Origin of the sequence: Sphingobium sp. AP50 (assembly GCF_900109095.1) — a bacterium.
Classification (GTDB): Bacteria; Pseudomonadota; Alphaproteobacteria; order Sphingomonadales; family Sphingomonadaceae; genus Sphingobium.
The window spans coordinates 113629-126923 of the sequence record NZ_FNYZ01000002.1 but is presented as its reverse complement, the minus strand read 5'-3'; the positions used below and the strand labels follow the sequence as shown (position 1 = coordinate 126923).

Genomic DNA, 13295 nt, shown 5'->3' with positions numbered 1-13295 from the left:
CATGGTGCTGCTGGGCATCGCGATCATCGTGGCGGGTTTTCTGCTGCGCTTTCATCCGCTGCTGGTCATCCTCGCCTCGGCGATCGTCACCGGCCTTGCCGCCGGGCTGGACCCGCTGGCGATCATCGCCGCGCTGGGCAAGGCCTTTAACGAGGCGCGCTATGTCAGCATCATCTGGATCGTGCTGCCGGTCGTGGGCCTGCTGGAGGCGAACGGCCTTCAGGAGCGGGCAAGAGGCCTGATCGGTCGTATGCATGGCGCGACCGTCGGCCGGTTCCTGACCGGCTATCTGTTGCTGCGACAGGCGCTGGCGGCGGTGGGGCTGACATCGGTGGCGGGCCATCCGCAGACGGTGCGGCCGCTGGTCGCGCCGATCGCCGAAGCAGCGGCAGAGGCGCAGGCCGGGGAACTGACCGGCGACGAGCGCGAGGAAATAAAGGCCTGGGCGGCGGCGACCGACAATATCGGGCTTTTCTTTGGCGAGGATATTTTTCTGGCGATCGGATCGATCCTGCTGATCAAGGGGCTGCTGGAACAATATGATATCGTGTTGGAGCCGCTCCAGCTGTCGGTCTGGGCCATCCCGACCGCGATCGCGGCCTTCCTGATCCATGGCTTCCGGCTCTGGCGGCTTGACCGGCGGTTGAAGCGGGGCCGGGGAGCAAAGGTGGCATGATCACGCTCCACTGGGTCTATGCGATCGCCGGGGCCATCTTTGCCACCTATGGGCTGCTCGGCGTGCGGGATCGGCCGGTCAACGCCGCCTTCTGGGCGCTGCTGGCGCTCAGCATGTGGGCGGGCGACCGGCTCGGCGATCTGGGCAACGGTATTCTCGTGCTGGGACTGGTGGGGCTGGGCGTGCTGGGGCGGCTGGGGCGCAGCGATGGCGCGGTGCCGCTGGCGGTGCGGCAGGCACGGGCCGTGAAGTTCGGCAACCGGCTGTTCGTCATCGCGCTGATCATCCCCGTCACGGCGCTGCTTGGCACGATCCTGTTCAAGCAGGCGCCAGACTGGTTCGACGGGAAGCAGGCGACGCTGATCGCGCTGGCGCTGGGCGTGCTGATCGCCATGGTCACGGGCTGCCTGTGGTTGCGCGCCGGGCCGATGGTGCCGCTGGAGCAGGGACGGCGCCTGATGGACAGCGTCGGCTGGGCAGCGATCCTGCCGCAGATGCTGGCCAGTCTGGGCGCGGTGTTCGCGCTGGCCGGTGTCGGTGATGTCGTGGGCGGCATCGTGCAGCAGGCGATCCCGCTGGGCAGCCTGCTGGGCGCGGTGATCGCCTATGGGCTTGGCATGGCGCTCTTCACCATGATCATGGGCAATGCCTTTGCCGCCTTCCCGGTGATGACGGCGGCGATCGGCATTCCGCTGCTGATCCGCACCTATCATGGCGATCCCGCCGTGGTCTGTGCGATCGGCATGCTGGCAGGCTTTTGCGGCACGTTGCTGACGCCCATGGCCGCCAATTTCAATCTCGTCCCCGCCGCCCTGCTGGAACTGAAAGACAAGCATGGCGTGATCAAACGGCAGGTCGGCACCGCCGTTCCGCTGCTGATCGTCAACATCCTCCTGATCTACTGGCTGGCTTTCCCATGACCCTGTTGACCCAAGATATCGCCAGCCGTTTTGCGGCGCTGACCCTGTCGCATCTGGGGCGGCGCTATCCCTATAAGATGGATCTGGTCTGGGCCGGGCCGCAGGATGCGCGCGAACCGGCCGAGCATCACCCCATCTTCCATGGCAGTTTCGACTGGCATAGCTGCGTCCATGGCTGGTGGCAGGTGATGCGCCTGATGCGGCTCTATCCCGACATGGCGGCCGCTGCCGACATTCGCGCGCGGGCGGACGCGATGCTGACGCCCGACAAGGTGGCGGGCGAACTCGCCTATCTCAACCGACCGCTCAGCGCGGGGTTCGAACGGCCCTATGGCTGGGGCTGGCTGCTGGCGCTGCATCAGGAACTGGCATTGCATGACGCCCCCTGGGCGCAGGCGATCGCGCCGCTGGCCGATGCCTTTGCCGTGCGCTTCCATGCCTTCCTGCCCAAGCTGACCTATCCGCTGCGCGTCGGCACCCATTTCAACATCGCCTTCGCGCTGACGCTGGCGCTGGGCTGGGCGCAGACGCACGATCCGGCGCTGGTGACGCTGATTCGCGATCGGGCGACCGGCTGGTTCGGGCAGGACAAGGGCTGTCAGGCGTGGGAGCCGGGCGGGGACGAATTCCTGTCCTCCGCGCTCACCGAAGCGCTGCTGATGAGCCGTTTGCTGCCCGGCGCGGACTTCGCCATCTGGTTTCATGATTTCCTGCCGTATCTGGCGGAGGGGACACCGGCGACCCTGTTCACTCCGGCCATCGTGTCCGACCGCAGCGACGGCAAGATCGCGCATCTCGACGGGCTGAACCTCAGCCGCGCCTGGTGCTGGCGCGGGATCGCGGCGGCGCTGGGGCCGGGCGACCCGGTCAACGGCCTGGCGCAGGACGCGGCGCGCGTGCATATCGACGCCAGCCTGCCCCATGTCGCGGGCGACTATATGGGCGAACATTGGCTCGCGACCTTCGCACTGCTGGCGCTGGAATAGGGACGCGCAGATTTGCGTGCGCATCTGGGATAATTGGGGGGGTCTATCGGTGGAGCCAATGCTCTGCTTCACCAAAACCCTGCAATATCAAGGTGATGGTGACCCCTACGGGCACCCGGCAGTCATGGCAAGGTATTGACTTAACGTCGGTTCTTGCTTCCGACCGGTGTTCAATACCATCATAAGTGCCAACAGTCTATTGGGATCGCGTGGAATCGAATGGCATTGCTGGAGATGGCGCTTCATCAGCGGATGTGTCGGATAAACCTGATGTCGGTCATTGCATCAGCAAATGGCTTGTAGGGGTGGATTGGGAACGGCTGGCGCAACAGGGGCTTCGATTATCGCCCTGACAAGCTCTCTGCCGCTCAATGCATGTGTGGAGGGGATCGCGCTAATATGGCACTGAGATGGGCGATTTCGGCCTATTTCGTAGGGCGCGGCGCTCAATTGCGCGGGGATCGTCTTGGTGTGTAATCCCGTATTTAGTAGGAAGTTAAATGATGACGGGCATAGCTCGGTTGATCTGCATCAACAGGATTGGCTATGACGGACGAAAGGAGCGAGGCGATTGAACAGGCAATTCAGTTCGCGGGCAAACTCATCTTGGGCGGCAGAATGGAGCCGCAAGCAATCCATGTAGCAATCATGCGGCGGGGCTTTGAGTCTCATGAAGTCAGCCCTATCATCGCAGCAGCTATCCAACGCATCGAAACTTATCAAAAGCACGTCAATAAGGAATCTGACGCCCATTTTTTGAAGATCGGTGGCGTCATGATTTTCTTCTGGATCGCCATAGTCTCATTGGCTGGCTATCCTGACTATGGGCGCGGCAGAGGGATGCTCACCATGCTTTTACTTATTGGCATTGGCACCTTGGGATATGGCATTTACGGACGTCTGACAGCGAAGAAATGATGCAAATCGACACCCAAATTCTGACCGCTCTGATCGGCACCTTGAGCGGCTTAGGGGGCACGTGGCTAGGCGCTTACCTCAATCGAAAAAGCGCCTACCAAACTGCTATACAACTGGCAGACGTAGAACGGCACAAATACGCCCAAGGACGTCTGTGGGATGCAAAAAAGGAAGCATATACCCTTATCATTGGTGAGCTGAATGTCATGCGAAAGCTGACTCAGCGTATCAATGACGGCTTTACTGACGGCGAAATGCACGAAGAGGAGTATTTCCAAAGCGCGTCGTTCCACAAGGATAACAACGAATTGTGGAACCGCTATCGCCAGCTTCAAACGACATTCGATAACAACTCCTTGATCCTCTCAGATCGTTTCAAGGAGCAGTTTTCAGAATGGATGAAAGACCTCTTTTACTGCGATGAAGATGACATTCCGCCAATTCTGGCTGATGTTCACTGGAATGCGATGCGAAAGCATGTTCCACTTTTTGTAGAGGTTGCAAAAGATGAAATCGCTCCCAAGCTGCCAGTGCTGACCGAATGAGCGAGGCTATCTACAACCTCTTCCTTATGTGGGAGAACTTCGTTTGCCGCTCGGTGCGATACGTCGTGCATGAGGTGGATATGGATGATGCGTCTGCGCTGAAATTCCTCCAACAGCGCGTTCCTATCGACCTAAATTCATCAAAGGCAATCCAGCTAACCAAACCCTTCACAAAGGAGGAGTTCGACGCTCGCACTCGCTTGCGGCAAGGCGAACGCCTGTTCGATGAGGTCTTCATATTGCTAGGTGCAGGGCAGCAACCGCTATTCGTGCTGACGCCTGTGGTGGACGGTGTGCCACAGGTCAAGTTTCAATCGGAAATGGGCGACCCTGATATATACCTCCGCGAAGATATGACCGGCGATCATAAGATGGATGACTGGCTCATAAAATATACTACCGGAAATACCATTGACCTGCCATCGCTCATAAACGATGATTATTTTCTCGCTATCAAACAGACATTCAATGCGAAGCACTACGTATCATCAATGAAGCTATTACTCAGTGCGATAGATTCCATTGCCTATATTGAATATGGCGACGCGAATGGAAAGCAGACTATTTTTGAAAAATGGCTTGTAACCTATGCTGATTTGACAGCGCTTTCCATCACACCGCAAGAACTATGGGAATTGCGGAACGGGCTGCTGCACATGAGCAACCTGCATTCTCGACAGGTCAACAAAAATGCTGTCAGGCAAATCTCGTTCCATGTAGGGGCAAAGCCTTTTTATGAGCGCGAGGGCATCCACTTTTTCAGCTTTTATGGCCTCATACAGGCTGTGACAAAGGGACTTGGAAAATGGCTGCAAAGCTACAACGACGACCGCGAAAAAATGGTATCGTTCGTTTCACGGTATGACAAAACAATCTCGGATAGCCGTCTTGCCGTTTACACTGGTATCGCTTCACAAAGTTAGCCGCCAACGAGGGGAACGCGGCCATTGGAGAATGACGCTACAATCAGCACGATAGCCCAAGGCAACAAAGACCCCATTGCCCACTGCGTCGCCACCTTGAGGTATTTGAATTTGCAAGAAACGATCTCAGAGTTACGCCAAATCTGCCCGCAAATATCGTTCGTCAGATCGGTCACGGACACGCTCATATACTGATGAACAAAGTCGGATTCCCGGCGCTTCGATATCTCCGCAAAATACACCAATGATGCTTGCCCTCCTTCCAAATGAGGAAATGCGCAACGATACAGGTTAAAATACGTCCAGGCGACCATAGCGAGAAAAACCGCAAGCGGCACCGTCACATACCATTTGGGTAGATCACTAGCGGTAAGATTTAGAGCCGCGACCGCCAATTGCGCTGACACGATAGCGAACAGAGCGGATACTTTACTATCGAGACGCGGCATGAAGCTCTGAACCAAAGCAAGCTGCCGTTCAGCTACTTCAAGCCTATGGCGATCATCTGCTGCTGCCAATTTAAACTTCCCACCAATATGAAGACGAATAAATGTCGATGTAGCCCATCTCTGGCCAGTTGCTCTTCATCCACATGTCAAAACCATCTGACCCAATACGCGCACTTTCGTTCAGGCTATCATAGACTGCTTTCGTAATCCAAGTTGGCCGGTTATGATCTCGCGCGGCAAGTTTAGCTGCATAGTTCGCCGCGCGCCCAACCCAAACGAGGTCGTTTGATCCACGTATCCCCGTCTTCGCAACGAAAAGATCAGACGTGTCGATCCCGCACACGTGATACAGCTTATAGGTATCAGATGTATATTTTTCGTCCTTCTTCGTCTGAACGATGTTCTTCGCTGCCCAATTTATCTTAAGAGCCGCCTTTGCTGCCGTTGTATTTTTCCCATCGCCTAGAAACACTGCCATGATGCGATCGCCGTCATAGGCAGTGATCGATCCGCCCTCAGCGATGATGATTTTCGCTGCGCAGTGGAGAAATGCCTTATATATTTCGGCGGAAAACCAGTCTTTATGGCCATCCACTAGCTGCGTAGAATCTGCCAAGTCCGCATACAGAACAGTGGCTTCGATTTTAACAGCATCATTGGTCAGCTTGATGCTTTCATCAGAGGGAACGACGGTTCCATCTCTGGTGCTCCATTGTTGGTCGAAAATCTCTTTGACGCGCTTCTCTAAATCATCCTTCAACGCCACGCTGTAATGCCCCCACTGGTCGCTTCCGTAACGATCAAGATTATGGCATCACTTCATAAATTCAAGGGGGAGACGCCGTGATTTGGTTGGTGATCCAAAGGCTGAAAGCTGACGTGTGTCAGACAGATAATGCCTTGGCGTTCAACCAAACCACAATCCTATGTCTGTGTTCGACAGCGGTAGTAAAAAGGTTTTCCGTCCCCGTTCGATTGACGCACGACGAAGCCGAATAGTCCCGCATGCCCTAACAAGTGCCAAAGCGGTCAGTCGGTTTCTCGAACGTAGCAGCAAGGCGACCGCTCAAGATTGCGACATCCTTACCATGACCGTGCAACCTACCGGCCCTTTGGTCTTAGCAGCTGCTTTCTGACATGCGGCAAAGGTGTCGCGGTTCTCGCGGGCTAGGTCGGCGGAGTCTACAATCGCCTGCCAGCCTTCCGGGTTTCCGGCGCGCATGAGGCGGATACCGGCATTCCACAGGTTCGGCTCGCCTATCGTGCGAAGGGCCACGCGTTCCGGCCAGAGCCAGCTTTGCGGGCCTATGTTGGCCGCCCAGCCCGGATAGATCAACCACAGAAGCGAGATGGCCAGTGCCACGCCACCGCCGCAATAGAGCATGTGCCAGCGCTGCTTCTGCTTGGTCCGAATGGCGCCGATTGCGCGCATCTGATCCGCATGAACTTGATGATGCAACTCCAGCGATTTCTTGATGGTCGCCCTGTCCGTCGCTCGTGCAGCATCCGCCGCCACATCAATCCGCTCCGCCATGCCCTCCGGCGTCAGCTGCATGGCGGGTGCGTCCATGATTGTCTTCGTTTGCCCTGCCAACGTCGCGAGATAGCCGTTCATCCTGGCAAGCGTCGGCCCATAGTCGGGAAATTCGAGGCTCTGTTTCTCAATGGCGATATGCTCAAGCGCGCGGGCCATCACCGCCATGCGCCCTTCAAGTCGTTCCTCCAAAGCGGCCACGCGCTCCGAGAGATGCGCGAAGGCCTCGGCGGCGGCATTGGGCCGGGGTTCCGGCTCCTGTTCGTTCAAAAGGCTTTGCTCGTCGTCCATGTCATGGTCTCCTTGGGGTTAGCGGCTCATGCCGCGACTGATGTCGCGTCCGTGATCGAAGGGAATGGAGGATGCGAGGTCATGGGAGAGGTTGCGGCCCGCCTGCTGGCCGATCTCAAGCCCTAGCTCGCGGCTGCGCAGGCCCAGCACCGGTTCAAGCTGGGCGTCGCGCTCAAGACTTTTCGCCATGCCCGCCATCTGCTGCGCGGCGCTTTTCGCACCCCGGAAATTGCCGTCGCGCACAAGCTCTGCATGATGGCGCTGCAACTGCTGCCACCCTTCCACGAACCGATCAGCGCGCTGGAACGGGTCCATGCGGATTTCGGTTTCCAACTGCATCGCGCGCACGGCGGCCTGGCCGCGCCCCTCGGCAGCCTCACGGACAAGCTCCGGGCTGCTGCGGAACGCGCTGTTCAAGTCGGACGAACCTTCGGGCCGAAGGGCGTCCAGTGCATCCCGCGCCCTGTCGAACGCCTCGCGCTGGTGAGGCATGGCGTCCAGACCCTGCGCGCGCGTCTGCTGGATTGCGTCCATCGCTTTGGCGTAGCGCTCCACGGCACCGCGCACGCCGCCTGCGCGAAGAGGCTGCGCGTCATGTTCGGGCTGGCGCTGAATGGCCCGCTCCTGCGCGGGCGGATCGGCCTTCGGCTGAAAGCCCGCAAATATGTCGCGTTCCTGCTGCGGGATATTGGGCCGGAAATTGTCGAATATCCCTCGCGCCTTTTCGACAATGGGCCTGACGATTTCCGCGACCCGCTCGCCAAAGCTAATGCCGCGCCGCTCGGCATATTCCCTTGCGGGGTCGGCTTGTCTGTAATCGGTCGCCATATCCTTGCCGCGCTCGCGTGAGAGCGTGCGGACAAGCCGGGACTGATCGCGAAAATCGTCGCGGCCATAATGGAGCGCCATGCCGTCGCGATGGCGGGACATGGCGACATAAGCCCCGTGACGATCCATGCCCGGTGTCGCCAACACATGCACCCTGTCCACGTTCATGCCCTGCGCCTTGTGGATGGTGGCGGCATAGCCGTGGTCGAGGTCGCGATAATCCTTTGTGTCGAAAGAAACGGCACGCCCGTCGTCGGTGCGGACGGACAGATGGCCCGCGCTTCTCTTTTCGATGGTGCCCAGCGTGCCGTTCTTCACCTCCAGGCTGCGCTCGTTGCGCAGGAACATGATGCGGTCACCCGATGCGAATAGCCGGTCGCCGCGCTCGGTCTTCACCTGACGCTCGTCGCCTAATTCGCCCGCATTGCGCATCGCCGCACGCGCGGCCTCATTGAGATCGCGCACCTCCGCATTGGTGTGGGTCAGGATGATGCGGCTCGCATCCGGGTTTGCTTGCCGTTCGCGATCCCAGCGCTCGACAAGATCGCGCCGTGCATCCTCGCGCGTCTCAGCCTGATGCACCATGCCCATGTCCGCATAGGCGGCAATGGCCTCGCCAGTCCTGCCGGTCGCCAAATGCCGGGTGGCGTTCTGCTGCCATCCTTCAAGCTGACGGCGAACCTGCGTGATCTCGACGCCGCCATGGCGCTCATGGATCACGCGGAACGCCGCGCCCGCCTCGATCGACTGCAATTGCTGTGGATCGCCGACAAGAACGACCTTCGCGCCAACGTCGGCGGCATGGGATAGCACGCGCTCCATCTGGCGCGTGCCGACCATGCCCGCCTCGTCAATAACCAGCACGTCGCGCGCATTGAGCAAATCGCGGCCCTGCGCCCAGCCATGTTCCAAGCTGGCGATGGTGCGAGACGCGATGCCGGAGCCATGCTCCAGCCCCTCTGCGGCGATGCCCGCGAGCGCCGCGCCGCGTACGTTGAGGCCCGCGCCTTCCCACACGTCGCGCGCTACGCCCAACATAGCGCTTTTGCCGGTCCCGGCATAACCCAGCACAAGTGACAATCCGCGCCCGCCCGTTATATGGCGCAACGCGGCTTCCTGCTCTGCTCCCAGGGTAAGGCCCGCACTCTCGGCGGCGCGAATGGCGTAGGTCGCAGCCGCCGAGAGACCATCGCTCCGGTCCATCGCAAGCCTGTCCGCCGCACGGCTCATCCGTTGCTCAGTCTCGACCATATCGCGAGAGGTGAACCGATCGTCGCCGCGCCCGTCCTTGCCCAGGGCGATCAGGTCGGGCGATCCGCGCACCGCGCGCATGGCGGCGTTGAACTGCTCCTGCCCATCGCTGTGCCGGTGGATGAACATCGCCATATCGCGGTTGGTGAATGTCGCCTGTTGGTGGGTGATGGCGTTAAGGGCGATGCCGGGATCGGCGATGATGCGTTCGCCATTCTCCCGCGCGATCTCGCGGTGCATCTCGGCGCGGTCGGCTTCCAGCCCTTGGCGCTCCATGCGGTGAGCGGGGCCGCCGATCTTGCTCTGCGGTTCGAGATCGATGCCCTGATCGGCAAGGCTGCGGCGATCAATCCGCGCGTCAATGTCGAGTTCGGCCAGCCGCGTGTTGACGTGGCTCTCCCAGCGTTCGCGCCAGCGCTCGACATTTTCATGATCGTTCCACTCGCGCACCTTCGCCCCGAAGCCAACGGTGCTATCGTCGCGCTCGGCAATTTCCCTCATCGTGAGCATGACATGGGCGTGCGGCTTGGGCCGGCCATCCGCGCCAATATCCCAATGCACATTGAGGTCGGCGATCTTGCCGCGATCGACAAACTCGGCGGATACGAAATCCCGCGCCAGTTCGATGCCTTGCGCCTTGGTCATTTCACGCGGAATGGCGAACTCGACCTCGCGGGCAAGCTGGGCGTCCTTGCGCTTCTCGAATGCCTCGACATCGTTCCAGAGGCGTTCGCGGTCGCCCCATTGTTCCGGTGCGCCATCGGGCAGCATGATTTCGCTATGCTCGACGCCGGAGCGGGCGCGGAAATCTTGGGGCCGGTCAAGGCGCTCGTCGTGCAGGCGTTCGCCCGCACGATAGGCAGCAGCGGAGACGGCACTACGCCCCGCCGCGCGACTGATGACCTGAACGGAGAAATGGAAGATCGCCATGACGATCGTCCATCTACTACGCTCAAGCGCACGTCGGAACGACGTATAAGCGCGCCCTTCTCGAAAATTTCTCGGACGGGACTAGGCAGTGTCAGGCTGTCCCGGCGACTCTACTGCGCGGCGGGAGAGATCATCTTATCATAGCGTCATCGTCACCTAATGGAGACTTTGCGATGCGTAAACCCCGCGATTTTGATTCGGAACTCAAAGCCCTGGCCGATAAGGCCAAGGCGCTCAAGGAGCGGCGCGTGCGCCAGCTTGGCGAACTGGTCACGGCAACAGGGGCCGATACACTCGACGCCGATATACTGGCCGGGGCGCTGCTCCATGCCGTCACGGTGAAAGACGCCGCGACAAAGGAGGGATGGCGCAAGGCGGGCGCGGCGTTCTTTCTTGGCAAAGGCGGTAAGCCTGCGGGCGGACCTGCTGGCCAGCAAAGCGGCCTCCTCCCGCTCGGCGGCGGGGCGGCATCGGCTTGAGGCACGAAAGGCACGAACCGACATGCGGGATTGGCAGGTCAAGCGGCGGGAGAGAACGCGGCATCTGATCGAATTGGGCGGCCTAGTCATCAAGGCGGGCCTTGTCGATCTGACCGACGATGACCGCGCTACGCTCTACGGCGCATTCCTCACGGTTGCCGACCGGTTGCGCGGCGAGGAACGCGCCAACGCGCTTGCCCTCTGGAAGCGCAAGGGCAAGCGGGCCTTCGAGGCGGAACAGGGCGACGGTTAGCGCGAAACCGACAAGCGCACATTGCCGCCCGGTTCTTCCTGATACTCGATCATCGCCGCCATTGGTGGGCTGCTCTTGTCGCAATAGCGCACGGTGATGAAGTCTTCTCGGATCGCAGGGCACAGACCGGAGCCATAGAGAATGTCCGCCAGCGCGTCGAAGGTCGTCGCCTTGGCGCGATAGGCTCCCGTCCACCGCACCGTCCAAATGTCATCGTTCGCCTTGACCCGGTAGCCCGCCTTCTGCGCAACGTCCATGACCGCGCCTAACACCGTGTCCGCGCGCACATCGAAGTCCAGCACGGCGGACAGGTCGGCGGGTTTGGAACGGACGGCCTGTGCGGACGTTACCCGCCATAGCGTTGCCTCGGCACCCGCCATGAAGAAGCACAGGCAGACAATCGCCAAGGGCAGATGGTCAAGCCAGTCCATGAACCTGTCGGAGTGCCAGAATCGGCGAATGGGAATGAGCGGATTCCATCGGCCCTGTTGCGGGGCAACTCGTCGCACGATCCGCCATGTCCGTTGCAGCATGTTTGCGCGACCAGCAGGCCTGGAAAGGGCTATCGCTGTCGTCGGCACTTCGGGCGGTGGAAGCACCGGCGCTGGCAGGATTTCGGCGAGCGAAGCCTGATGATCCGCGACCGCGCACGCCGCACGTTCCGCCAGTATCTCCACCCGGTCGAACGCCCATGCCAGTTCCTCACCCGAAATACGGTAGGATCGCCCGTAGCGCGCTTCGACATAGGCGCGGCGAATACACCCGAACGCGCGACGCTCGAACCGGCTGTCTCTTGGCCATGCCGAACACAGGCGTGGGTCCAGCGCTTCCGCCGCCTCGCGCTGTTCATCCAGCGCATGGGTGCGCGGGGCGTGAAGGCTGATCGACCAGAGGACGGCCAGATAGAAATGCTCGCACGCCTGATGCAGCATCATCGCCGCCATCGGCATGTCGCCCCGGTTCCGGTAGAACGCTGCGCCTGCTAGAAATCCGGTGCCGCGCTCATGCCACCGGATGAACTCCGCCGCACCCCGAATAGCCCGTTCCCGCACCGGAAGTCGGCGCGGCTCTTTCAGCCGCAAGCCTTCCATCTGGTATAGCGCGATACCCTGCTCGGCAGTCGTAACGAAATGCGGGACGCCTTCGACAAGAGCGCCGTTGATCCGCTCAAGGCTTTCCACGCTCAGCCGCACCGGGCGGGTAATTTCGCCATTCTCCCATGCGCGACGCAGGCGGTCACGCACCAGCCGCCAGTCGCGTTCGCTGCGGGCAAGGCGCGGATAGTTGACGATCGCCAGCAGGCGGAACGCTTCCCCCGGCGCAACATCTTCCCAATCCTTTTCGGCATGGGGACCATGCAGGATCAGGGTAAGGATGCGGCCCGCCCGGAAATGTTCGGAACATCGGCCCTTGGTCGTCTCCTCGAAGGCCTCGAACAGGATCATGGTGACGTGGAGAAGTTCCTCGCGGATCGGCGCGGGCAAATGATCGGCGTCAGTGCGCAGCATCATGACCGCGCTCCCTGTGGGCGGCGCTGGCAACCTTTTGGGCGCGGGTGGCCGGTCACGTCATGCACGCGATCTACCAACGCACGGACAAGGGGGGTGATCGTGGCAGGGATGAAGTCGCCTGTGCGAGGCCGGTCTTCCTCCCAATCAGCATAGTGATAGCCCCATTTCCAGTAGGGCGAGAGAACCCCAGCCAGCCGCGCCGTGTCTGAGCAATCATGACCAAACCCACAGGCATTAGCGTAGGCAAGTGCCTTGGCGATGTCCTGTTTAATATGGCTGGCGTTCCACGCATCGGCAAAGCCCACGTCCAGCAAATAGGCGCACAGGGCCTGCTGGGTCACGAAACCGGCCTGATGCAGCGCTTCCTTTGCATGTCGCGGCTCGGCAAGGAAATCTGCTTCGAGCGTCGTCATCCAGCGTTCGGCATTGTGATAGCGGAAGCGGCTTATGCTTCGCCCCTCTTTCGTCCGCACAAGTGTCGCGGGTTCGTCTTCGTAGCGTTGGTGAAGCGCCGCCAGTGCGCCACCCCAGGGCAAGACGATTGCCGACGCGGCAACTGGCACGATAGCCAATCCGCGCAGCAGGCTGCGGCGGGATTTGGAGACAGGCATAGGCACCTCCATTCCGCATCCATCGCAAGGAAGTGAGATATGACGGGCGGATACGGAAACGGTCCCGACACTCCCACATGATTCGCGATGCCGGTCGCGCACCAGCTCTTCGAGAGAGGCCGTTGCATCATATACGCCATCGTTTAATCAGTAAACGATGGCGTATATTTAAATAAACGGTGGCGTCAAT

14 protein-coding genes are annotated in these 13295 nt (G+C 60.2%); 8 read left to right on the top strand and 6 right to left on the bottom strand.

All coding sequences use genetic code 11. From position 1 onward, the window contains the following. Position 1 precedes the first annotated feature (1 nt). The 6 genes from BMY84_RS06555 (at position 2) to BMY84_RS06530 (ending at position 4968) form a co-directional block, all read left to right on the top strand. A complete protein-coding gene (locus tag BMY84_RS06555; RefSeq protein ID WP_093082128.1) occupies positions 2 to 676 on the top strand; it encodes a DUF969 domain-containing protein in 675 nt (224 codons plus the stop codon). Further along, positions 673 to 1596, top strand: a complete 924-nt coding sequence (locus BMY84_RS06550) for a DUF979 domain-containing protein (RefSeq protein ID WP_093082125.1) — start codon at positions 673 to 675, stop codon at positions 1594 to 1596. The genes BMY84_RS06555 and BMY84_RS06550 overlap by 4 nt, the downstream gene beginning before the upstream one ends. After that, positions 1593 to 2582, top strand: a complete 990-nt coding sequence (locus BMY84_RS06545; RefSeq protein ID WP_093082123.1) for a DUF2891 domain-containing protein — start codon at positions 1593 to 1595, stop codon at positions 2580 to 2582. Before BMY84_RS06550 ends, BMY84_RS06545 begins: the two co-directional genes overlap by 4 nt. Before the next feature lie 546 nt (positions 2583 to 3128). After that, entirely contained in the window at positions 3129 to 3500 is a 372-nt protein-coding gene (locus tag BMY84_RS06540) for a hypothetical protein (protein WP_093082120.1), read from the top strand. Continuing rightward, a complete protein-coding gene (locus BMY84_RS06535; protein ID WP_093082118.1) occupies positions 3497 to 4045 on the top strand; it encodes a hypothetical protein in 549 nt (182 codons plus the stop codon). Before BMY84_RS06540 ends, BMY84_RS06535 begins: the two co-directional genes overlap by 4 nt. Beyond that, positions 4042 to 4968, top strand: a complete 927-nt coding sequence (locus tag BMY84_RS06530) for a hypothetical protein (protein WP_093082115.1) — start codon at positions 4042 to 4044, stop codon at positions 4966 to 4968. Before BMY84_RS06535 ends, BMY84_RS06530 begins: the two co-directional genes overlap by 4 nt. Here BMY84_RS06530 and BMY84_RS06525 read toward each other — a convergent pair. From BMY84_RS06525 to traA, 4 genes are all read right to left on the bottom strand, one after another. Next, positions 4965 to 5486, bottom strand: a complete 522-nt coding sequence (locus BMY84_RS06525) for a Pycsar system effector family protein (RefSeq protein WP_143074997.1) — start codon at positions 5484 to 5486, stop codon at positions 4965 to 4967. The two genes, BMY84_RS06530 and BMY84_RS06525, sit on opposite strands and share 4 nt — an antisense overlap. Before the next feature lies 1 nt (position 5487). Continuing rightward, positions 5488 to 6183, bottom strand: a complete 696-nt coding sequence (locus tag BMY84_RS06520; RefSeq protein ID WP_093082111.1) for an adenylate/guanylate cyclase domain-containing protein — start codon at positions 6181 to 6183, stop codon at positions 5488 to 5490. Positions 6184 to 6483: 300 nt separating this feature from the next. Further along, positions 6484 to 7242, bottom strand: coding sequence for a DUF6118 family protein (locus BMY84_RS06515; protein ID WP_093082108.1), 759 nt, complete (start codon positions 7240 to 7242; stop codon positions 6484 to 6486). A gap of 18 nt (positions 7243 to 7260) precedes the next feature. Then, positions 7261 to 10251 (bottom strand): Ti-type conjugative transfer relaxase TraA, encoded by a 2991-nt coding sequence (gene traA, locus BMY84_RS06510; protein WP_093082106.1) that lies wholly within the window; start codon positions 10249 to 10251, stop codon positions 7261 to 7263. Positions 10252 to 10424: 173 nt separating this feature from the next. On the opposite strand from traA, the gene BMY84_RS06505 reads away from it, so the two are divergent. Then, on the top strand, positions 10425 to 10730 hold the full coding sequence (locus BMY84_RS06505; protein WP_093082102.1) for a conjugal transfer protein TraD: 306 nt from the start codon (positions 10425 to 10427) through the stop codon (positions 10728 to 10730). 22 nt (positions 10731 to 10752) lie between these two features. Beyond that, the gene (locus tag BMY84_RS06500; protein ID WP_093082099.1) at positions 10753 to 10983 is read left to right on the top strand and encodes a conjugal transfer protein TraD; all 231 of its coding nucleotides are present in this window, start codon (positions 10753 to 10755) and stop codon (positions 10981 to 10983) included. Here BMY84_RS06500 and BMY84_RS06495 read toward each other — a convergent pair. Continuing rightward, entirely contained in the window at positions 10980 to 12494 is a 1515-nt protein-coding gene (locus BMY84_RS06495) for a HEPN domain-containing protein (protein ID WP_093082097.1), read from the bottom strand. The two genes, BMY84_RS06500 and BMY84_RS06495, sit on opposite strands and share 4 nt — an antisense overlap. Further along, positions 12491 to 13105 (bottom strand): hypothetical protein, encoded by a 615-nt coding sequence (locus BMY84_RS06490; RefSeq protein WP_093082094.1) that lies wholly within the window; start codon positions 13103 to 13105, stop codon positions 12491 to 12493. The genes BMY84_RS06495 and BMY84_RS06490 overlap by 4 nt, the downstream gene beginning before the upstream one ends. Between the last annotated feature and the right edge of the window lie 190 nt (positions 13106 to 13295).